At 46.5% G+C, this 19,038-nt stretch carries 21 protein-coding genes and 3 tRNA genes; 14 read left to right on the top strand and 10 right to left on the bottom strand.

Annotated elements, in window-relative coordinates:
* The first annotated feature begins 79 nt into the window (after positions 1-79).
* From ACQY2K_RS00540 to ACQY2K_RS00520, 5 genes are all read left to right on the top strand, one after another.
* Positions 80-667, top strand: a complete 588-nt coding sequence (locus ACQY2K_RS00540) for a MarC family protein (RefSeq protein ID WP_177748385.1) — start codon at positions 80-82, stop codon at positions 665-667.
* 68 nt (positions 668-735) lie between these two features.
* Positions 736-1,302 carry a prepilin-type N-terminal cleavage/methylation domain-containing protein gene (locus tag ACQY2K_RS00535; RefSeq protein ID WP_428040344.1) on the top strand — a complete coding sequence of 189 codons (567 nt, stop codon included), beginning with the start codon at positions 736-738 and terminating at the stop codon, positions 1,300-1,302.
* Between the two features lie 210 nt (positions 1,303-1,512).
* Positions 1,513-2,079: a hypothetical protein gene (locus tag ACQY2K_RS00530; RefSeq protein ID WP_428040343.1), complete on the top strand. Its 567-nt coding sequence runs from the start codon at positions 1,513-1,515 to the stop codon at positions 2,077-2,079.
* A gap of 112 nt (positions 2,080-2,191) precedes the next feature.
* Positions 2,192-2,740: a type IV pilin protein gene (locus ACQY2K_RS00525; RefSeq protein WP_428040342.1), complete on the top strand. Its 549-nt coding sequence runs from the start codon at positions 2,192-2,194 to the stop codon at positions 2,738-2,740.
* Between the two features lie 374 nt (positions 2,741-3,114).
* Positions 3,115-3,672 (top strand): type IV pilin protein, encoded by a 558-nt coding sequence (locus ACQY2K_RS00520; protein WP_428040341.1) that lies wholly within the window; start codon positions 3,115-3,117, stop codon positions 3,670-3,672.
* A 391-nt stretch (positions 3,673-4,063) separates the two neighbouring features.
* Here ACQY2K_RS00520 and ACQY2K_RS00515 read toward each other — a convergent pair whose 3' ends face one another.
* From ACQY2K_RS00515 to ACQY2K_RS00500, 4 genes are all read right to left on the bottom strand, one after another.
* On the bottom strand, positions 4,064-4,873 hold the full coding sequence (locus tag ACQY2K_RS00515) for a hypothetical protein (protein ID WP_428040340.1): 810 nt from the start codon (positions 4,871-4,873) through the stop codon (positions 4,064-4,066).
* An 81-nt stretch (positions 4,874-4,954) separates the two neighbouring features.
* Complete coding sequence (locus ACQY2K_RS00510; protein WP_428040339.1) at positions 4,955-5,974, bottom strand: hypothetical protein; 1,020 nt, start codon at positions 5,972-5,974, stop codon at positions 4,955-4,957.
* A 133-nt stretch (positions 5,975-6,107) separates the two neighbouring features.
* Positions 6,108-6,179 (bottom strand) — tRNA-Glu (locus tag ACQY2K_RS00505).
* Positions 6,180-6,188: 9 nt separating this feature from the next.
* Positions 6,189-6,260: transfer RNA gene (locus ACQY2K_RS00500), tRNA-Lys, on the bottom strand.
* A 268-nt stretch (positions 6,261-6,528) separates the two neighbouring features.
* On the opposite strand from ACQY2K_RS00500, the gene ACQY2K_RS00495 reads away from it, so the two are divergent.
* Together ACQY2K_RS00495 and malQ are read left to right on the top strand one after the other, a co-directional pair.
* Positions 6,529-6,906 carry a Rid family detoxifying hydrolase gene (locus ACQY2K_RS00495; RefSeq protein WP_177748372.1) on the top strand — a complete coding sequence of 126 codons (378 nt, stop codon included), beginning with the start codon at positions 6,529-6,531 and terminating at the stop codon, positions 6,904-6,906.
* A gap of 1 nt (position 6,907) precedes the next feature.
* Complete coding sequence (gene malQ, locus ACQY2K_RS00490) at positions 6,908-8,479, top strand: 4-alpha-glucanotransferase (protein ID WP_428040338.1); 1,572 nt, start codon at positions 6,908-6,910, stop codon at positions 8,477-8,479.
* A gap of 80 nt (positions 8,480-8,559) precedes the next feature.
* Here the strand turns inward: malQ and ACQY2K_RS00485 are convergent, their stop codons facing one another.
* The gene (locus tag ACQY2K_RS00485; protein ID WP_428040337.1) at positions 8,560-9,120 is read right to left on the bottom strand and encodes a hypothetical protein; all 561 of its coding nucleotides are present in this window, start codon (positions 9,118-9,120) and stop codon (positions 8,560-8,562) included.
* A gap of 83 nt (positions 9,121-9,203) precedes the next feature.
* Here ACQY2K_RS00485 and ACQY2K_RS00480 point away from each other — a divergent pair, with 83 nt between their 5' ends.
* Positions 9,204-9,725: a hypothetical protein gene (locus ACQY2K_RS00480; protein ID WP_177748365.1), complete on the top strand. Its 522-nt coding sequence runs from the start codon at positions 9,204-9,206 to the stop codon at positions 9,723-9,725.
* 62 nt (positions 9,726-9,787) lie between these two features.
* Here the strand turns inward: ACQY2K_RS00480 and ACQY2K_RS00475 are convergent, their stop codons facing one another.
* The 3 genes from ACQY2K_RS00475 to ACQY2K_RS00465 form a co-directional block, all read right to left on the bottom strand.
* Positions 9,788-10,591 carry an MBL fold metallo-hydrolase gene (locus ACQY2K_RS00475; RefSeq protein WP_428040336.1) on the bottom strand — a complete coding sequence of 268 codons (804 nt, stop codon included), beginning with the start codon at positions 10,589-10,591 and terminating at the stop codon, positions 9,788-9,790.
* Positions 10,592-10,594: 3 nt separating this feature from the next.
* On the bottom strand, positions 10,595-12,043 hold the full coding sequence (locus tag ACQY2K_RS00470) for a hypothetical protein (protein WP_428040335.1): 1,449 nt from the start codon (positions 12,041-12,043) through the stop codon (positions 10,595-10,597).
* A gap of 500 nt (positions 12,044-12,543) precedes the next feature.
* Positions 12,544-12,628: transfer RNA gene (locus ACQY2K_RS00465), tRNA-Ser, on the bottom strand.
* Positions 12,629-12,729: 101 nt separating this feature from the next.
* Between ACQY2K_RS00465 and ACQY2K_RS00460 the strand changes: the two genes are divergently transcribed.
* The 6 genes from ACQY2K_RS00460 to ACQY2K_RS00435 are packed head-to-tail and all read left to right on the top strand — an operon-like array spanning position 12,730 to position 16,947.
* Positions 12,730-13,383 (top strand): TatD family nuclease-associated radical SAM protein, encoded by a 654-nt coding sequence (locus tag ACQY2K_RS00460; protein ID WP_428040334.1) that lies wholly within the window; start codon positions 12,730-12,732, stop codon positions 13,381-13,383.
* A complete protein-coding gene (locus ACQY2K_RS00455) occupies positions 13,370-13,828 on the top strand; it encodes a hypothetical protein (protein ID WP_177748360.1) in 459 nt (152 codons plus the stop codon). The genes ACQY2K_RS00460 and ACQY2K_RS00455 overlap by 14 nt, the downstream gene beginning before the upstream one ends.
* Complete coding sequence (tsaE, locus tag ACQY2K_RS00450) at positions 13,828-14,304, top strand: tRNA (adenosine(37)-N6)-threonylcarbamoyltransferase complex ATPase subunit type 1 TsaE (RefSeq protein WP_177748358.1); 477 nt, start codon at positions 13,828-13,830, stop codon at positions 14,302-14,304. Before ACQY2K_RS00455 ends, tsaE begins: the two co-directional genes overlap by 1 nt.
* A complete protein-coding gene (tsaB, locus tag ACQY2K_RS00445; RefSeq protein WP_428040333.1) occupies positions 14,283-14,978 on the top strand; it encodes a tRNA (adenosine(37)-N6)-threonylcarbamoyltransferase complex dimerization subunit type 1 TsaB in 696 nt (231 codons plus the stop codon). Before tsaE ends, tsaB begins: the two co-directional genes overlap by 22 nt.
* Positions 14,975-15,409 (top strand): GNAT family N-acetyltransferase, encoded by a 435-nt coding sequence (locus ACQY2K_RS00440; RefSeq protein ID WP_428040332.1) that lies wholly within the window; start codon positions 14,975-14,977, stop codon positions 15,407-15,409. Before tsaB ends, ACQY2K_RS00440 begins: the two co-directional genes overlap by 4 nt.
* Complete coding sequence (locus ACQY2K_RS00435; protein ID WP_428040331.1) at positions 15,406-16,947, top strand: tetratricopeptide repeat protein; 1,542 nt, start codon at positions 15,406-15,408, stop codon at positions 16,945-16,947. The genes ACQY2K_RS00440 and ACQY2K_RS00435 overlap by 4 nt, the downstream gene beginning before the upstream one ends.
* Before the next feature lie 25 nt (positions 16,948-16,972).
* On the opposite strand, the gene ACQY2K_RS00430 is transcribed toward ACQY2K_RS00435, so the two are convergent.
* A complete protein-coding gene (locus ACQY2K_RS00430; protein ID WP_428040330.1) occupies positions 16,973-17,593 on the bottom strand; it encodes a thiamine diphosphokinase in 621 nt (206 codons plus the stop codon).
* On the bottom strand, positions 17,571-18,998 hold the full coding sequence (locus ACQY2K_RS00425; RefSeq protein WP_428040329.1) for a sodium:solute symporter family protein: 1,428 nt from the start codon (positions 18,996-18,998) through the stop codon (positions 17,571-17,573). The genes ACQY2K_RS00430 and ACQY2K_RS00425 overlap by 23 nt, the downstream gene beginning before the upstream one ends.
* Positions 18,999-19,038 lie beyond the last annotated feature (40 nt).

Raw genomic sequence — 19,038 nt, 5'->3', positions numbered from 1 at the left:
TTTTTTGCTATACTATATAGGATGAAGCCCGGGCTAAAAACATTTTCCCGGAAAATTGAACAATTTGCAAGGAGTTTTTATGGATTCGTTTATTTCTTCCGTCATTACGCTTGCGTTGGTAATGGACGGCTTCGGCAATATTCCTCTGTTTATTGCCGCACTAAAAAAGGTGGCGCCGGAACGCCGCAAAACCGTACTCATCCGCGAGTTGGCTATCGCCCTGATTATTATGGTGGCCTTTTTGTTCTTGGGCAAATGGTTCTTGCGCGCATTTGGTATCCACGAATATTCGTTAAGCATTGCGGGTGGTATTATTTTGTTTATCATCTCGGTTAAGTTGGTTTTTGGCGGGGATGAGGAACCCAAAAACGACCCCAAGGAAGATGAACCCTTTGTGGTTCCGTTGGCTATTCCTTTGGTGGCGGGGCCGGCGGCCTTGTCTATGGTGATGATTACGGCGGCACAGCAGTCCAATAAATTTATTACGTTGGGTGCGGTAATTGTGGCCTCTATCATCAACTCCATTATTTTGATGGCTTCTTTTCCCATTAGCAATTTGTTGGGTAAACGCGGCTTGATTGCCATTGAACGCTTGACGGGTATGATTCTTATTTTGATGTCCGTAGATATGGTGATGGGCGGCATTTCTACATTTATGAGTTTATAAATAAAGAGTTCGCGCGGCTTGTGTGGTGGGCGTTGGTGCAGTAAGTGTGGCTCTAAACGGGGGTTCTCGTGAAAAAAGGTTTTACGCTGTTGGAATTAGTGGTAGTGGTGCTGATTATTGCGGTGTTAGCCACCGTGGCGGTAACGTATTACGGCAAAGCCGTGGAGCGCGTGCGCATTGGCGAAGCAGAAAGTTTAATGGGAACAATGCTTTCCGCTCAGGAGCGATTTTTCCTGCGCCGCCAACAATATACGCCCTATTGGCACCAATTGGATGCGGCCCCGGTGGCCGTCCGCACTCCCAAAGAACATAACGATTTTGCCAACGGTGCGGAAAATACTATTTATTACACGCGCGGCGGTGTGGAGAGCGGTGTTTTAAATGAGGGTTTTGCAATTTCGTTTGAGCAGGACGCTACCGACAAATGGTTTGTTGTGGCGCGACGTGTAGGCAAATCTGATAAATACACTTATCACTTGGTGCGGCCCTTTGGCAGTACGCAGACGGTGTGCGTGCCGGTGTGGGAAAACGAAAACGACGTAAGCGTCTGCTGTGATTATATGGGTGTGGACAATCAGACGGACCTTACAGGCGACCCAATGGTACCCAAAATAAGTTTGGCGGATAATTTTTAACCGAACGGGCGGCTTTTGTTTTAGGCCGCCTGTATGATGTAAAGGGCTGGCACGGCGCGGAGCGGTCTAGGAACTGTTGTTGTTAAAACAAGGAATAGATACTGGACAGAAACCTTCCAGTATGACTTTTTAATAAAAGCAGTATCATCTGAGTCATTCCCGAGTGTCGTAGTCGGGAATCTGTTGTTGTTATAAAAAAGGGGAAATTCAATGAAAAAGAAAAAATTTGAACTTAAAAGTTTTAGCCTTATTTTATTTATCGGTCTGTTGTTGCTCGCGGGGTTGTTTCCGTTTTACGAACGCACCGTGGAGGGTAGCAAGGCCGCGGCGGCAGTCAGCGTTCTTTTAAATGTGGCTACGGCGGAAAACCAGTATTTTATTAAACACAAAACCTATACTTACGATTGGTCGGCCTTGGACAAACACTTACCCCGGATACCTAAAAAGCAAGGCTTTTTAGGGGCTGCGCCCAAGGCGGGATATGCACGTTTTTTTGCGTTTACCGTCAAAGATGCCGCCACGGGCCAGGACGGCTTTGCACTTGATTTGCAACTAAATAAAGAAAAAACCGAAGGTACCGCCACGGCTGTACGCAAGGGCGGGCTGTTTGATTACACCTTGGAAATGTCGTTGCCCGAGGGCGTTTTTGCTTGCCAAGCCGAGGGAAAAATTGCCAAGCGCCTGTGCAATAAATTGACGGTGGAACTGGAAAAACTCCGCACCCCGCAACAGGAAAGCCCCGCCACCCCCGAAGTGGAAAAACGAAAAAATAATTAAGGTCCTATTTTAAAATTTAGGGCTTGACAACCGTTTTAATCCTTATTAAAATGAAAAGGTAGCCCCTGGGGGCTATAAAACTAAACTTATATATAAAACTGTAGGAGGTTTTATGAATAATAAGAAGGGTTTTACCCTGATTGAATTGCTGGTGGTCGTATTGATCCTCGGCATTTTGGCTGCTATGGCTATGCCGCAGTATTTTAAAGCGGTTGAACGCTCCCGTATGACGGAAGCCGTAACGCTGCTTTCTAACATTGCTTCTGCACAACAGCGCAAATACTTGCAGATTAATAAATATGCGACGGATTATCGTGGTTTGGACGTTGCTCCTGCTGGGGCTACGGGTTCTGTTTACTATACCAAAGGCATCGTTACTACCGGTGCGGGTGGTAATGGTTTCGGGGTAACCTTGGCTGGTACAACCTATACGACAGGGCATGCGACTGCCACACGCGAAGCCAATGGTGCTCCTGCAGATGCCGGTTTAAACTATCAGTATGAGTTGGTTCGCTACTATGCGAGCGACTTGACCCAATGCAATGCAGAAAAAGCCAACGGACAAGCGCTTTGTGCTGATTTCTGCGGTATTGATACCCCTGCTGCCACTTGCTGCAGCGATGGTAAAGCGACGTGTACCGCGCCGGTAGACGGCAACTAATTCGTAATTAATTCCATTGTAAAAACCCCGCCTAGTGCGGGGTTTTTTCTGTCCGTTTTTGCAAGAGGAATATCCGTTATTTCCGAAAGTCGCTGCCTGCATTGGGAAACTGCCTATTGTCGTCCTTCTCGAGTGTTGCGGTTCGCAGAGATGAGGAAGAAGTCCGTTATAAAAATAGAGGTCATTCTGAACTTGTTTCAGAATCTACCTCTTGGGTCGTTATCGTCATTTCCGAGTGCCGCCGGCGCGGAGCGTTCGGGAATCTGTTGTTAATGTCGTTGCCGTTTTTTCTGTGATTTTATCTAAAACAACCCACTTGCATTAAGCCTTTTTTTACTGCTAAACTATATGTAGTTTAAGTTTTAAGGAGTAATATGAAAAACGGGTTTACTTTAATAGAACTGCTAGTTGTGGTACTCATTATGGGCATTTTGGCTTCGGCCGCTGTGCCGCTTTATTTTAAGGCGGTAGAGCGCGCCCGTATGATGGAAGCCGTAACGCTGTTGGATTCCATTTCCCAGGCGCAGACGCGCAAATATATGCAAATTAGCCGCTATACCTCTCGGGCGCAAGGGTTGGACGTTAATGCCGCCACGGGCACAAACGCAGGGGACGGAAACACCTTTTACACCAAAGGCCCACAAGGCAATGGCTTTACGGTGGCCCTTTCGGACGTGGTAACTTATGGCGACGGTTTCGCCACCGCCACCCGCACCGCTGACGGGGATGCTACTAGCGATAATTTACATTACCATTACCATTTAACCCGCTTTTACGCAAGCGATTTGACCCAATGCTATGGCGACAATGAGCGCGGACGGGAATTATGCGCAGATTACTGCGGCATTAGCGAGCCTGTGGAAACTTGCTGTAATAATGGCGAAAGTACCTGCCCGCCGCCTGTTACGGGCTATGAAACCTCTGCCCATTAAAACCCTTTTTGAGAAATACCCCGGCCTTTTTGTGCCGGGGTAAATTTTAGCCATTATCCGGGAAATATGGTTACGTAAAAAGTGAACAGATACTGGACAAAACTTGCCATCAGTAATACCTTTGTTTTATAAAAGCCATATGGGCCGTCATTTCCGAATGTAGCCGGCGCGGAGCGTTCGGGAATCCGTCGTTGCTTTATTCGTAAAAACAGATCCCCGACAAAAACTCTCGGGGATGACAACCAAAGGTGGAATCCTCACCGTCATTTCCGCGAAGTAGCGGTCCGCTAGGGTCCGGCGCGGAGCGTTCGGAAATCCGTCGTTATCAATGTGTTCCTGTTCCATAAAAAACCCCGCTACATTAGCGGGGGTTTTTTATCTGAAATGTTTTCTATTTCCAACGTAAGCGGTAAGTCTCTGCCCACAACTGCGCTTCCTTTAAGGTGTTGTCCACCATTTCCTGATAAATAGCAGGGGCTTCGTTTGGATAGAGTTTATGCAATTCTTGCATATGGTCAAAATAGTCAAGAATAATCGCTCTTACGCCCCCCTCATCATACAGGGCCAGTTGATGGTTGATGTTATGGAACATCGGGGCAAATTCCGGGTTCCCGTGGAACGGGTGGATAATGCCGGGCGCGTCATTTTGCATTTCGCCTAAATGAACAGGGTAAGGCTTGTGATTATTTTGGGACTTAATTTTCTTGCGTGTGTAGATTTCTTTCAAGGTGCTTTTGTTTACAATATGGTGTACGCCACGATAGGTGGCTACATCGCGGATTTTGCGCCATTTTCTTTCGTAACCTTTGGCTACCGCACCCGGTTCTTGCGACAAGCGCACCAGTTCCTTTAAATAGCGGTAACTGCCCCATAAAGTGCTGGGTTCACGTAAAAGAGGTACTTTAAACTCCGTAGAAATAATAACCTGCGGAACGGTGGTAGCCGGCCAGTACTTGTTTTTAAAAGTAGTATTTCGGAAATACACATTGGTATATTTCGGAGCGTTCAACGCAACTACTTGTTGGGCTAATTTGGCACTGGATCTAGGGGCTGTCAAATGGCGTGTAATGCGCGGGGTGGAAAGGGTTGCTATTTTGCCCACACGGTTAGGGGCAGAGCGCAACACCTTATACGCATTTTGAGAGAAGACGGCGGTGTTACTTAATAATAACGCGAAGAGAAGAACTAACAGTTTTTTCATACACTCGCTCCTTTCCTTCTTTCCCCCATTATAACAAATTTTTAGAATTTTGCAAGCAAAATTTTTATTATTTTTGGGAATTTAGTTTAAAGGAGTATTTTCCCCGTCGGAGAGAGGTAAATCTTCGTCGGAAGCGGGGATGTCTTCGGCTTTTTTATCGTCGGAAGAATTGGCTAAAACAGGTGCGGAAACCGGTTGGGAATTTTTTTCGGTTTCGGCCATTTTTTGTTCGGTCAAAAGGTCATTTTTTTGCAAATCGGCAGAATTTTCTTCCGGTTCGGCGGGTGCTGTTTCGGCTTTTGGCGCGGAATTTTCCTGTTCGGAAGCGGAGGTTTGGGGCGTTTTTGCCGGGGCGGTTTCCGCATTTTCCTCAGGAGTTTGTTCTGGGACGGCTTCGGCATTTTGCGGTGTTTCTTTTTCCTCCGGCTGCGGGTCAGGCGGCAGGACGAAGGGCGGGTCCTCCGGGTCAAAAACAATGCCTTTTTCGGGCTGTTTTTCCTCGGGAGCCGCCTCTTTTGGGGGGAGAACGGGCGCGGTGGCAAATTTTACAGGTGCGGGGGCGGGATATTTCTTAATGATATCCTGTGCCGAGTCCTCAAAAAATAAGCGGCCCTTTTTCCAAGATTCATACAGTTGTTTATCCGGAGATTCAGGACGGAAAAAATCTTTGTTTGCGGTGCGGTCGGCTATGGCAAAGGCTAACAAATGCAGAACCGCGATGTCTTTACCCGTAAAGTTTTTGCGCTTTTCGTAACTGCTCACGCGCGCTAAAACCTTAATATGGCGGCCCTTTTGCAGGCCTGTCATTTGGGGCATACCCTTTTTGTTAAAACTGACCAAAAGCAATTCGTATGAAAGGGAATCTCCTTTCCCGGTGGCATAATAGTAAAGCGGTGCGTCTATCTTTAATACAAGGCGCAAGCGCAAGGTGTCTTCGGTAACGCCCTGCACCACACCGCCAAAAGAGACCACTTGCCCGCGGTAGGCATCGGGGTTTTGTTCAATGCCGTTTAAATAGTCCAGGTTTTGGTCCTTATACGGAATCATTGAACTGCAAGCCGTCAGCAGGCAAGCCAGTAAAAGGGAAAGTAATCTCTTCATACCTATATTATAACTTTTCTGGCGCGGCAGGGGTTTTTTACCGTCGGGAGATTAGGGAAAAGAGTAACAAAAAAGGAAGAGGGATCTCGGCCTCTTCCTTGTAAAACGCCTAACTGCGAATACAAAATAAAAACGCCCTCTGGGAGAATCGAACTCCCCTTTTCGGATTGAAAATCCGACGTCCTAACCGATAGACGAAGAGGGCATTTAAATGTGCGCCCGGTGAGACTTGAACTCACGGCCCCCCGCTTAAAAGGCGGATGCTCTACCACTGAGCTACGAGCGCATAAAAGCAGTCAAAAAAACTATCTGGGTTTAATCATTCTTGGGTTAAACCCAACATAAATATTATACTAAAAGTTTTTCCGTTGTGCAAGAAATTTGTTTTTTCTTTTTAACTTCTTACCAGCGGCTCTTTTCTTGATAATTTATTATAACACTTTTTCCGGTTTTGCGTCAAACATATTTTTGCGCTAAAAAGTTTGACAACCCCCGCCCCTCTTGCTACCATATAACAAACGGGTTTTATGCCCGAAATTATTTGTGAGGGGTATATGAAAAAAGTTATCAATTCCAACAATGCGCCCAAAGCCATTGGGCCTTATTCCCAAGCCGTAGAGGACGGCGGTTTTATTTTTACGTCCGGTGTGCTGCCGGTGGACCCGGTTACAGGTGAAATTTACAACGGTGATGTTCAGGTTCAAACCGAACTTATTTTAAATAATTTGGAAAATATTTTAAAAGAAGCCGGATGCTCGTTAAAACACGTTGTCAAAACCACCGTGTATATGACCGATTTAACCAAGTTTGCGGAAATGAACGCGACTTATGCGTCTTTCTTTAAAGAAAATCCTCCCGCCCGCAGCACAATTCAGGTAGTGGCCTTGCCGAAAGGCAGTGCGGTGGAAATTGAAGCCATCGCCAAAAAATAATATGACCATACAGGACCAAGTGCTTTCCGGGCGCTTAAACGGTATTTTGTTGCCGCTTTCTGCTATGAAGACGGAGCGTGATTGGGGTGTGGGCGATTTTGCTTCCTTAATAGAGTGGACGGAATTTTTTGCTTCGTTGGGGACAAAAATCGTGCAAATTTTGCCGTTACAGGAAACGGCCCCCGGCGAAACGTGTCCCTATTCGGCATTGAGCGCGTTTGCCACCGACCCGGTGTATGCAGATATTTCGTCGGTAGAGGATATTTGTGCGAGCCAAGAGGCCTCGGCATATGTATCATCTTTGGCGGACAATATTGCCGCGTGGCACCAAGCCAAACGTGCGCCGTTTAATGCGGTGAAGCAAGCGAAGTTAAAGGCGTTGTGGCTGGGATATAAGCATTTTTTACAAGCAGAAGCCGCCATTAATTCCGCGCGTTTTCAAGCCTTTGAAGCATATCAGGCCGCACAGTCCGGCTGGTTGCGCGGTTATGCGCTGTTTCGCGCGGTAAAGGAATTTTACAAATGGCAAACGTGGACTGCTTGGCCCGACGGCCTTAAAAATTTTGAGCCTGGTGCGGTAAATGCTTTTGAAGCCAAATACCGCGAATATGTCAATTTTTTTGCGTATGTACAATGGATTTTGGACTTGCAATTGCGTAAGGCCAAAACGGCTGCGCAAGAAAAAGGAGTGCTGATTTTCGGCGATATTCCTTTTGGTACCAATTTGGATAGTGCCGAAGTGTGGTCCGAGCGGGAAAATTACCGCTTGGGGTATGAAATCGGTGCGCCTGCGGACCAGTTTTCCAAGGGCGGCCAACGCTGGGGACTGCCGGCCTATGATTGGCAATATCAGCACAGCCATCATTTAACCTTGTGGCGGCGCAAAATCCGCCGGGTAACGGAACTGTATGATATCTTCCGGCTGGACCACCTGGTGGGGTTTTTCCGCACCTATGTTTTTGCACCGGGCGACGAGCAAGGGGGCTTTGATATTCAGGGCGAGCAAAACCAAATTGACCGCGGGTATAATTTCTTGCGTATGGTGTTAGATGAAGCCAAGGGAAAGTTGCCCGTAGGCGAGGATTTGGGCGTAATCCCCAATTATGTCCGCCGGATGTTGGTGGATTTGCGTATCCCCGGCTACAAGGTGTTGCGCTGGGAGCGCGAGGACAACGGATACTACCGTGAACCGCGCAATTATCCCGCTGTGTCCTTGGCCACCACCTCTACGCACGATACGGAAACGGTGCGCGGTTGGTGGGAAACAATGGACCAACGCGAGCGCGCGAATATTTGGGAAATGATTTCTGCCCAGAAAACAGACGGAAATGTGCCCTTTAATTTGGACACCCAGCGCGCTATTTTGCGCCGTGTGTTGGATTCCAATTCCGCCATTACGCTTTTTTCGTGGCAAGATATCATCGGTACAACAGACCGCGTGAATACCCCCGGAACGGTGGGCGAGCAAAATTGGACTTACCGCAGTGAATATACACCCTATCAAGCCGCCGAAACATATAGCGTGCAACTGGCTATGTATAAGGAATTGTTAAAGGAAACGGGCCGCAACTAAACGCTGGCCCGACCTTTGCTTGCTAGTGTAGTACAATAAAAAAACCGCTTTTATGCGGTTTTTGATAAGGACAAAGAAGTTTATTTTTTTGTATCAGCCGCTTTCTTTTCGGGAGCGGCTTTTTTATTGGCTGTTTTGTCAGAGGATATTTTCTTTTCGGTTGTTTGTTCGCTGGTGGTTGGGGTGTTTTCTTCGTCCGTCTTTTCTTCCGCAGGTTTGGGGAAAAGTTCATCAGCCAGTTGCTCGGCATACAGACGTGCGGCATTGTATTCCTCTGTGGCTTTTATAAATTGGTCCGACGGCCGGTTGGTGTCCGTGTTTTTAGCGATTTCCAGTTCAAGCCGCGCTTTTTTTAATTCAAAATCTTCTACTGCCAGGCGCAGGCGGATTTGGTTAACCAAGCGGTTCTTTTCTTCATTTACCACCGCTGGGCAGGCTTTTAGGGCATCATTTAAAATAAGTAAATTGCGGGTGGCCGCCTCGCGCGTGGAGGTTTGTAAGGCGGGATTATCTTGCGTTAGCGGAGGGACGGAAACCGTGGCCGACAGCGTGGCTGCACGCTCCGGCAGGAACATATTTCCTACCAGCATTCCGCCCACGAACAAAAGGGCCATTGTAAAAAGATATAAAATATAGCGCATAAAAAATCCCTATATATATTTTATCAAAATGGCGAAATATTACTATAATAAAAATACAAAGATATTTTTTAAGGGAGCGTTTTATGGCGAGAATTAAATTTGGCAAGCAAGGACATTTGGAGTTGGAAATTTCCCCTTTAACTATTTGGTCTAACCCCGGCAGCGAAGGGGAATTTATGGAATATCAAATCGGGTTGTATTGCGGGGGAGAAAGTATTTTCAGCGAAAAATGGACCGATAAATTAGTGGCATTAAAGGACGAGGAAAATATTTATTTATCCGATTTTATTGCCGAAACGCTCACCGAACGCAAAGAAAACAACTGGACGATGTTGGAGCCTAAGGTGTCCTTGTATATGCACCCGGGGCAGACTGCGGGATGCTGTTCGGCCTTTAACCGCCCGGACCCGTTTATTTTGCAGGTAACATTGGAGCAAAACATTTTTGCGGGCGAGAACAAAGTGTTTGGGCCTTACTCCAATACGGGGCTGACGATAACCTTTGAAGCGGACGGAAAGGCGTGGGCACAATTTGCGCAAGACATCCGCGCCGAGGAAGAAGATTTTGACGAGGAGGACGAACAAGAGGACCCGTATCGCAGTTAGTTTTCCGGTAAATCAGATATAAGAACGCCCCGTTTTTACGGGGCGTTGTCATTTAAAAGCAATTAAATTTCCAAACTTTCTAAATCGTCCGGTACATAAATGGCGCCGGAAAATTCCTTTTTGGCTTCGGCTGTGTAAAGGGCTTTGCGTGCGGAAAGATTATTGTCCTGCGTGTGGTACAAAATTAAGTTCTTGGCGGACAGTTCCCGCGCTACACGCGCCGCATCCAAGGCGGTAGAGTGGTGCTTTTCATACGGTTTAAACTTTTCCCGCTCCCCATACAGGCAGAACGCTTCTGACAGTAAATAATCAGCCTCTTTGGCATAGGCCAAACAAGCCGGGTTATATGGCTCGTCGCCCAAACAAACCAAAATTTTCCCGTCAGGAAGTATCAGCCGGTAGCCAAATTGTTTGGTTTTGGTGGATAAAATATCAAAGGCTGTTGCGTGAAAAGGGCCTGCCTGAAAGGCCTCGCCGTTTGTTAGCCGCACAAATTTTATGCCGTTATCCAGCACCGCTTGTAACTTGGCAGTTAAGGTCATTTGGCAGAAGGTGCGCAGTTTTTGTTCGCACTCGTCGTGGCAGAAAATCGTTAGCCCCGGGTGTTTGCCGCGGGTGTAGAGTGATGCAGCCAAGCGGATAATCCAAATTACACCTAAAATATGGTCGGTGTGTCCGTGAGTTAAAAATAAATGGCGGATAGATGAAACGGAAATATCGGCTTTTTCCAACTGGGCCAAAATGGTGTTTCCGCCGCCTGCATCGGTGAGGAAAGTGTCGCCTGCGTATTGTAGGGCAAAGCAAGTATTATAACATTTGGTAACGAGCGCGTTACCCGTTCCTAAAAAAGTAATTTTAGTATTCATAAATTACTTACCTGGATTTAATTCAAAGGGGCTTCCCTGTTTAAATTTGTTTTTGTATGTTTCCACTGCCGGTTGTAATACTTCTGGTAATTGTTTTAAAAATATTTTTTTGTTATGAACTAATCTACGCAAAATGCCCGTATATAAAGTTTCGTAATATTTTGTTTGAATATATTCCCCAATGGCTTCCGGCTGGATAGCAGAATCTTGGATAGGCAAAATTTCAATTTTTACAGGGGATATCTCGGCGTAGGTTTGTGCAATAGCTGCCGTATATTTTTTGTAATTTTCTGATATGGTTGGGTCCATTATAGTAAGCACAGCATTGTAATTTTTACGATTATCTGCACTAAATAAGCCTTCGGCAGCATAATGCATGCTATCGGGTGCTTTGCTAACTTCAAAATTTAAATCTTTTAATGATTCAAGATAGAGTTGTTTTGCCCAATTTTCACCCGCCCCTTCAAACAGTTTTCCGAAATATTGCTGGTATGTAAGGTGATACCCTTTTTCTTTGGCATAGATTTGAAAAATCGCAGCTAAGATTGCTGGGTTCTTGTGGATGTTTTTAGCATTTAAGTTTAAATCATTAGCGTTGATAGCCCCTTGTAAAACTCGGTGCATAAAGTTTCTTTCTATTCCTGCGTATGCTGCCACAAATAGTGTAGCATCATCAAACATACTAAAACGTCCGCCTACATCATCGTGAATATACAACTCTTTAATATAAGGGTTATCTTTTCCATTGGTAAAACCGATTTTCCCCCTTAAATTTTTAGAAGTGGCTTTAACATCAGTACAAATGGCGAAATGGGCCTGCGCCTTTTTTAACGCTTCTTCATTGGATAAGTTTTGAGATTTGTAAAAAGTAAAAAGGGCTTGTTCAAACTTTTTAAAGGCATCTAATGTTTCAAAAGTCGTTCCTGATTTGGAAACTACTAAAAAATTTAAGTTTTCAATTTTGTTACCCGTTTCTAATAAAAAATTGGAAAAACTTACCGGGTCAATATCTGAGTAAAAAAAGACTTGCCGGCTACGTTTGTAGCCAGCCATATTCAACAAAAACTCGGACGGATGTTTAGAACCCCCAATGCCTAGCACAACTAGCGGGCGGTTTGGTGTTTCTGCGCGTTTGGCAAGTTCATTTGCTTGGGCATAAACGCGGTCCAAATGAGTTTTTTCATTGTTGCTTTTTAACTGCATTTCAGGCAAAGAAGCCCAATTTAAGAATTGTCCCTCTTTGTTAATGCGTTGTTTTAATTCATGGACGGCTTGCTTGGCAGGAGATTCATAGACGGTAATTATTTTGGAAAAAACCTTTGGTGAGTTTTTCTCTGGTGTGGGCAGAATATACTGATATGTACATTTATTTTCATTGGCCTCCATTGGTTGTATAGAAAAGGCTTCTGTTTGTGGGAATAACATCATTGCTGATAAAAAAATTCCAAGCATAGAATCTCCTTTATTTAAATGAAAGACTTATTTGATTTTTTTAGTTTTCCAATTCCAAAATAACGGTCCTTTTTCAAACTAAAACTAGTTTGTTCTAGGCGCGAAGGGGGCTTCGGTTTCCGGTCATCATGCAGCCTGGGCTCGCGGTTTTTGCCTTGTGCGCCGCGGAACCGTAAGCGCACAAACAAAAACATCGCTCCGCCTTTCGAATCCCTACGCAACACCAAGCAGTTGGTGTTGCTCCAAATCTCCTGTAAATTAAAATCCTCGCATATGCGAGGGATTTAATTTACAACGGAGAGGGAGAGATTCGCCCTGCATAAATTTCCTGACGGAAATTTTGCCCGGGCCCGCCCTCATTGTGTTCGCCTTTCGGCCAATGGCCTCAAACTCACACCACATTGCGGGCTTCAAATCCCTGCGGCATAAAGCCATTTATGCCGCACCTCATATTTTCATAGAAATCAAAAATCCTGCTCGCGCAGGGTTTTCAATTTCTACGGAGAGGGAGGGATTCGAACCCTCGGTGGGTTGCCCCACGCCAGTTTTCAAGACTAGTGCCTTAAACCACTCGGCCACCTCTCCATATTCTTTTATTTTATTAATTTTCGCGGTTCCTTGCCTAGTCTGTTTTCTGCCCGGCGGGGCTCCGGACAAATTGGTATAATACATACAAGAGGTATTATATGGAACAACAATCTGCGCCTAAAATCGTTTACCGCTTTGGAAACGGGGTGTATATCAACTTAACAAACCGCTGCCCCAACTTGTGTGCCTTTTGCATAAAAACCAAGTGGCATATGGATTTTCACGGGAACAATTTAAATTTATCAGCGGGCGAACCGTCGTCTAATGAGGTTCTCTGTGCCTTGGAACAGGAACTCAAAGCCGCCCCATTTAAAGAGGTGGTTTTCTGCGGTTATGGTGAACCGACAATGCGCCTGGACGTACTTTTGTTTGTGGCGCAAACACTCAAAGGCTGGATGGCCCAAGCCAAATTTCCACCCTTTAAAATCCGTCTGAATACAAACGGGTTAGGCAATTTAATTAACCATAAAAATATCGTGCCTGACTTGCGCCGCGTGGTAGATGTTGTAAATGTCAGTTTGAATGCCGAAAACGAATCTGTTTGGCGAAAAATCGTCCGTCCGGTATCCGGCTTTGAGAACGGCTACGAGGCCGTGCGCGAATTTATCCGTCTGTGTGCTGCGGCGCATTTTGACTGTCTGGTAGCCAGTTGCGTGGACAAAACGGGTGCGGATGCCGAGGCCGTCAAAAAAGTGGCCGAGGCCGACGGGGCTGTCTTTTATTTAAGGAGTTTTTTAGATGCCCAAGATTAAAAGGCCCGGTGCCCTTTTTGTGCTGTTTTTGATTTTAATAGCACTCGTGCTGACTTGGTTTTTTGCCGTGTCGGAGGATTATTATGATTATGCCGCCGATACGATTGAAAGTTCCGCCTCCGTGGCGCCGCTTAATAAAGAAAGCCTGTTGGCAAGTGCTAAACCGGTGCGCCAGCCGTATGATACAGAGGTCAAATACCGCAAATTTTATTTGACGGCCCCCGGGGCGCAAAAGGTGGAATTATTGGCGGATTTTAACCGTTGGGGAAAAGACCCTATCGTGCTAAAACCGTACCGCAAGGGGTATTTTGAAACCTCTGTCGCGCTGACGGGGGGAGAATATAAGTATGTATTTTCGGTGGACGGGCGTGATGTGTTGGACCCCGTAAACCTGGACCGCCGCGAAGTGGACGGCCGCGAAATTTGCATTAAAACGGTGAAATAATGAAAACAGCGGAAATCAGAACACACTCCCGCGCGCAAACCTTGGCGCTTGCCGAGCGGTTTTCTTCTGCGCTTAAAGGCGGGGAAATTGTTTTCCTGCGCGGACCTATCGGTGCCGGCAAAACAGTGTTTGTAAAGGGCATAGCGGCGGCTTTGGGACTGAAAAGTTCGCCCACCAGTGCCAGTTTCAGTTTGATGAAGGAATACAAAAATAAAAAGCATCGCCTGTTTCATATTGACTTGTTCCGCTTGGAGGAAGGCGAAGTGTTTAACCTCGGCTTTGAAGAAATGTTGGAAGATGACAATGCCATTATTTTGGCCGAGTGGCCGGACCCGATTCGCCAGATGTTGCCGGCGGACCGGTTGGAAATGGATTTTATTTTAAAAGAAGGCGACGAACGCGAGATTAAATTGCAATCTTTTGGGCGCGTGTCGGATGCGTTGTTGGAGGCATTATGCAAAGCCGCGAAAAATTAACTTTGGGGATGGATACGTCTGGCTCTCCTTTGCTTTTGACTGTAAAAAAGGGAGACAAAATCTTTTCCGTGCGCCGCAAAGGCGTCAAACAGGAAAAACTACTCTTTCCCGCCTTGGAATCCTTGCTTGCGAAAGCCGGGGCGCAAATGGAAGATATTGGACAAATTTTTATCATCCGCGGCCCGGGGCGTTTTACCGGGATTCGTATTTCGCTCACGTTTGCTTCTATGATGCAATTTTTGAATAAAACACAGGTTCGCGGGGCGACTATGTTTGAGGTCCTTTGCCGTCAGGCCGAATCCTCCCGTGCTTTTGCCGCCTGGAAAAAGCAAAATCCACAGGGCGCATTGGCGGTGGTTTTGCACGCGTTTAGAGAAGAATACTTTTTGCAAATTTTTGATGAGGAAAAGAAAGGCCCGGCTTGGCTGTCCCGCGAGGAGTTATTAAGTCGCTTGTCTGCCTACGGCAAGCCGCTTTTCTTGGCGGGTAGCGATAAAGACGCTCATCCCCTTTCCGGATTGGTGGGCCATTCGTATGCCTTTGCTAGTGAAAAGGATTGCTTTGTCCGCCCGGCCACTTTACTTGAAATGGCGCAGGAGGACTCTTGGAGCCAAAATTCGTTGGAACCGCTTTATTTAAAGCCTGCCCGTTTTGAATTGGTGCAACCCAAATGAAGTTGCGCCCGGCCGTTGCGTTAGATGCCCCCCGGTTGGCGCAGATAGAAGCGGCCCAGCCGATGAGTGCGCATTGGGGCGAAAAAGGCTTGGCGGGCGAAATTATCCATCCGTTTGCGCAGGTGTGGTGCGCAGAGGAAAACGGCGAAATATTGGGCTTTTTGGCCTTGCGTTTGGCGGCTGGATTTTGTGAAATATTAAACTTGGCCGTATGCCCGCAGGCTTGCCGACGGGGAATAGGGTTTTTACTGCTATCCAGGGCCTTTGCCGAAGTCCGCGCCCGAGGAGGGCAGACGGTTACGCTGGAAGTAAATGTGCGCAATATACCGGCGATTTCTCTCTACCAAAAAGCAGGACTAAAAGAAACGGGCCGCCGGGAAAAGTTTTATAACGATACCGACGATGCGCTGATTATGGGGGCAGAGTTATGAAAAAAATTTTAATATGGGCCTTGTGTGCGGTGTGTTCCCCTGCGTTTGCCTTGCCGCTGACGCCTGAAAGCCGGCGGGAAGCGCGCCAAATAAATGCTTTTTTAAAGGCGGTCTATGCACAACGCGCTAACGATAATGCTTCCTTTGCTTTATTACAGCAAGCCTTAAAACTTTCCCCGGATTCTGCCTATATCAAACGGCTTTTAGTGGCGCAGGCATTGGCTGAGGGCAAGCCTGAATTGGCTCAGCCGTATGCTGATTTTGTGCCCACAGACTCCACGGACCCCGAAGATTGGACCGTTTACGGCGCGTACCAATGGAAATTGGGACAGGTGGAGGCGGCTGAAAAAGCCTACGAAAAAGCCCTGACTCTTGCGCCGGAAAATTCGCAGGTTTTGTATCAGTATGCGTCGCTTTTATCTTCTTTGGGGAGTATGCAGGCGGCGGCTAAACTGCTGGAACTGGCAGAAAAATACCCGGCTCTGGCGGCGGATATTTACACGGCGGCCGGAAATATTTACGGGCGCAGTAAGCAGTACCAACAGGCTTTGGCCTATTACGACAAGGCTCTTGCCGTGTCCCCCAAAGAGCCGGCGGCGATGTTGGGCCGCGCCGAAGTATATGAAAAAACTTCCCAATATTTTTTAATGCTGCACGAACTGGAAGAATTGGAAAAAATCGGCTACGGTTCGGCGGCTACATATTCGCGTATGGGTTCTGTCTTTTTGCTGGTAAAAGATTTGCCCAAGGCCGAAACCTACTTTTTAAAGGCTAAGGCCGACGATAACGGCGATATTCCCACCTCGTACTTTTTGGCTTTGATTGCGGAGCAAAAAGGTGATTATGCCCGCGCTGCCGGCTATGTAAGGGATGCGGCAGACTACAACGAAAATGCTTCCAAATGGGTGCAAGTCAGTTTTTATTTACAGCGGTTGAATCAGCCGCAAGAAAGTTTAAAAACTTTGGCGCAGGCTTACCAAAAATTCCCGGGTAATGTAGAGGTCGCGTATTTTTATGGGGTGGCTTTAAATGATAATGCACAATATAAGAAAGCCGCGCGCGTGTTGGAGCAGGTGTTGGATACAAATTCTTCTTACACCGAAGCCCGGATGCAGTATGCTTATGCGTTAGACGGACTTAAAAAGTATAAGGCACTAGAAGAACAGTTGGAAATGTTGATAGGCGAAAATCCGCAAAATGCGGCGGCTTTAAATTTGTATGCGTATTCGTTGGCGGAGCGCGGTGTGCGTCTAAACGAGGCCTCCGGGTATGCGGCCCGAGCATTGGCCATAAGTCCGCAAGATGCTTCTTTTATAGACACAATGGCTTGGATTTATTTTAAACAAAATAAACCCGATTTGGCGCGCGATTTATTTACTTCTCTTGATACAGAAACTTTCTCTGCCAACGCAGAAATTGCGTACCATTACGGAGCCGTTTTGGTGGCTCTGGGTCAACAGACCGAAGCAAAAAAATATTTGGAACTGGCCCGCCGTGAAATAAAAGCCGCAGAAAAGTTATACAAAAAAATAAAGTAAAAAACGCGCGCTTTCAGGCGCGTTTTTAGTCCTCTATGTAAAGTAATAAAAAGCCCTTATCAAATGATATGGTTATCTCGGAAAGTTTAGCCACGTTGCTTAATGTTTGGCCTGTGCGTCCCAAGGACAAATTTGCGTGTTCCAGCGGATAAACAAGCCCCTGCAAGGTAACATTTTGGCAATCAGCCGCCGGAATAAGGCTTACCCGGGCGCCGGGGCGGACGTTCTTTGTTACGGAGTGTGTCAGCGGCCAAATCTTCCACCCTTTTCCCGCCACGCAAATATCCATTTTGTCCAAATAGGGGTAAACAGATAAAAAATTCCCAAACGTAAAATCCCACCGTCCGCCGACAAAGCCCGTCAAGGTGCATTGAGTGCATTGGTGCGCGATAAGATAGTCAAGAGCCTTTTCTAAATCGGTATTGTTTTGGTTATTGACGAAAATAAATTTTTCTGCCGGCAATATTTTTTTGGCTTGGGGAGATACGGAATCTAAATCCCCAATAATCACGTCCGGGCGGACCCCGGCGGATAAAGCGCGGTCAGCCCCGCCGTCTGCGGCCAAAATCAAATCGGCCTGGCGGGCAAGATGTTGTAGAAAGGCGGCTTCTTGGGTTTCCCCATTACCGATAAGTAATGCGTGCAACAGGGGTTCCTCCTCTTTGGCGGAAAATCAGCAGGATAACAAGTCCTGTCAAAATTCCAACATAAAATGGGTCTAAGGCTTCTAATAGTTCATTTTTGGGAACAAGGCGCCAAGCCGTCATTGCCGCCGCACTGGTAAGCGAAGAAACCACAAACAGGCGGTCGCTTATCCGGCCCGGATACAAGTATCCCATTAAAATCGGCATCAATAAACAGGCAGAAAAATAGGAGCCGAGTACGAGCCAAATTTCCTTAAAACTGCCGTGGAACATATGTGCCATACAAATAGCCAAGGCTCCTACCAGAAAAATAGACACGCGGTTAGAAAGTACAATATTTTTAATACGGAAGCGCAATAAGTCAAAACTTAATGTATTGGATGCGATAAACAGAAAAGAGTTTAGGGTGGAAAGAATAATAGACAAAATTCCGGCAACAAAAAATCCCTTTAAACCCGCCGGAAGTAATTGGATAGCGTAAAAGAAATACGCCTGTCCCGGCTCGGCTTGCGGTAAAACCGCCCGCGCATACAACGAGCCTGCCGTGGTGCATAAATCAAAGCAGAACCAAATAAAGGTGGAAATTAAAATACCTTTTTTGACAATGCGGGGATTTTTTGCGGCAAAACAGCGTTGGTAAAAACTGGGGTCAATAAGTGTGGATAGCGCGATAAAGCCCCAAATAAGCGTATTGAGCCACGAGTTCCCTCCGGTCAGGGTAAAATGGGAGGCCGGCAGGTTAGCCTTTAAAAACGATAACCCGCCAAAGGTTCCTACGGAAAACAATACTACTAAAAGCACCGCGCTGCACATTACAAAAAATTGTACCAAGTCGGAAAATACCACCGAGCGGAATCCGCCCCACGCGCTGTATAAGCCTGTAAAGAGTGTGCCTAATACCATACCGGGCAGGACACCAACCCCAAATACCATATGCAAAAACATTCCCAAACTGAGTACATAAGCCACCGGGGTAATATAAAAGAAGGTAAATATGGCGGCCACCTTGGCTGATTTCGGACCGAACATTTGGCCTGTTAAGTCGGGCAGGGTAACAGATTTAAAGCGGGCAATTTTATCGGTAATAAAAAAGGCGAAAATTAAGTAGGAAATATACCAAAAGGCTCCTTGCGTAACAAAATTGTAAATACCGTAGTTAAACGTAATTTCGTTCACGCCGAAGATTCCTCCGTACCAAGTGGCTACCAGCGTAGCCACAAACAGCGGGAGGGTGAGTTGGCGCCCCATTAACAAATAGTCCAATGCTTTGGCTGGTTTGTTTTCTCGCTTTTTGTTTATCCGGCGCATCCCATAAACAGCGGCAGCCACCGTGGCGGACAGTACGGCAAAAAATACCGTCCAGTCCAGCCAATGAAAATAAGAAATTGTTTTTAATTCGTTTACCATATTTTAAAAAGCCCCTTGGCAGGCCAAGGGGCTTATTGTC

The sequence above is a fragment of the Candidatus Avelusimicrobium fimicolum genome (genome assembly GCF_021632165.1).
In the GTDB taxonomy this organism is placed as follows: Bacteria; Elusimicrobiota; Elusimicrobia; order Elusimicrobiales; family Elusimicrobiaceae; genus Avelusimicrobium; species Avelusimicrobium fimicola.
Note: the sequence above shows the minus strand (reverse complement) of the source record. Positions and strands in the feature narration are given on the sequence as shown.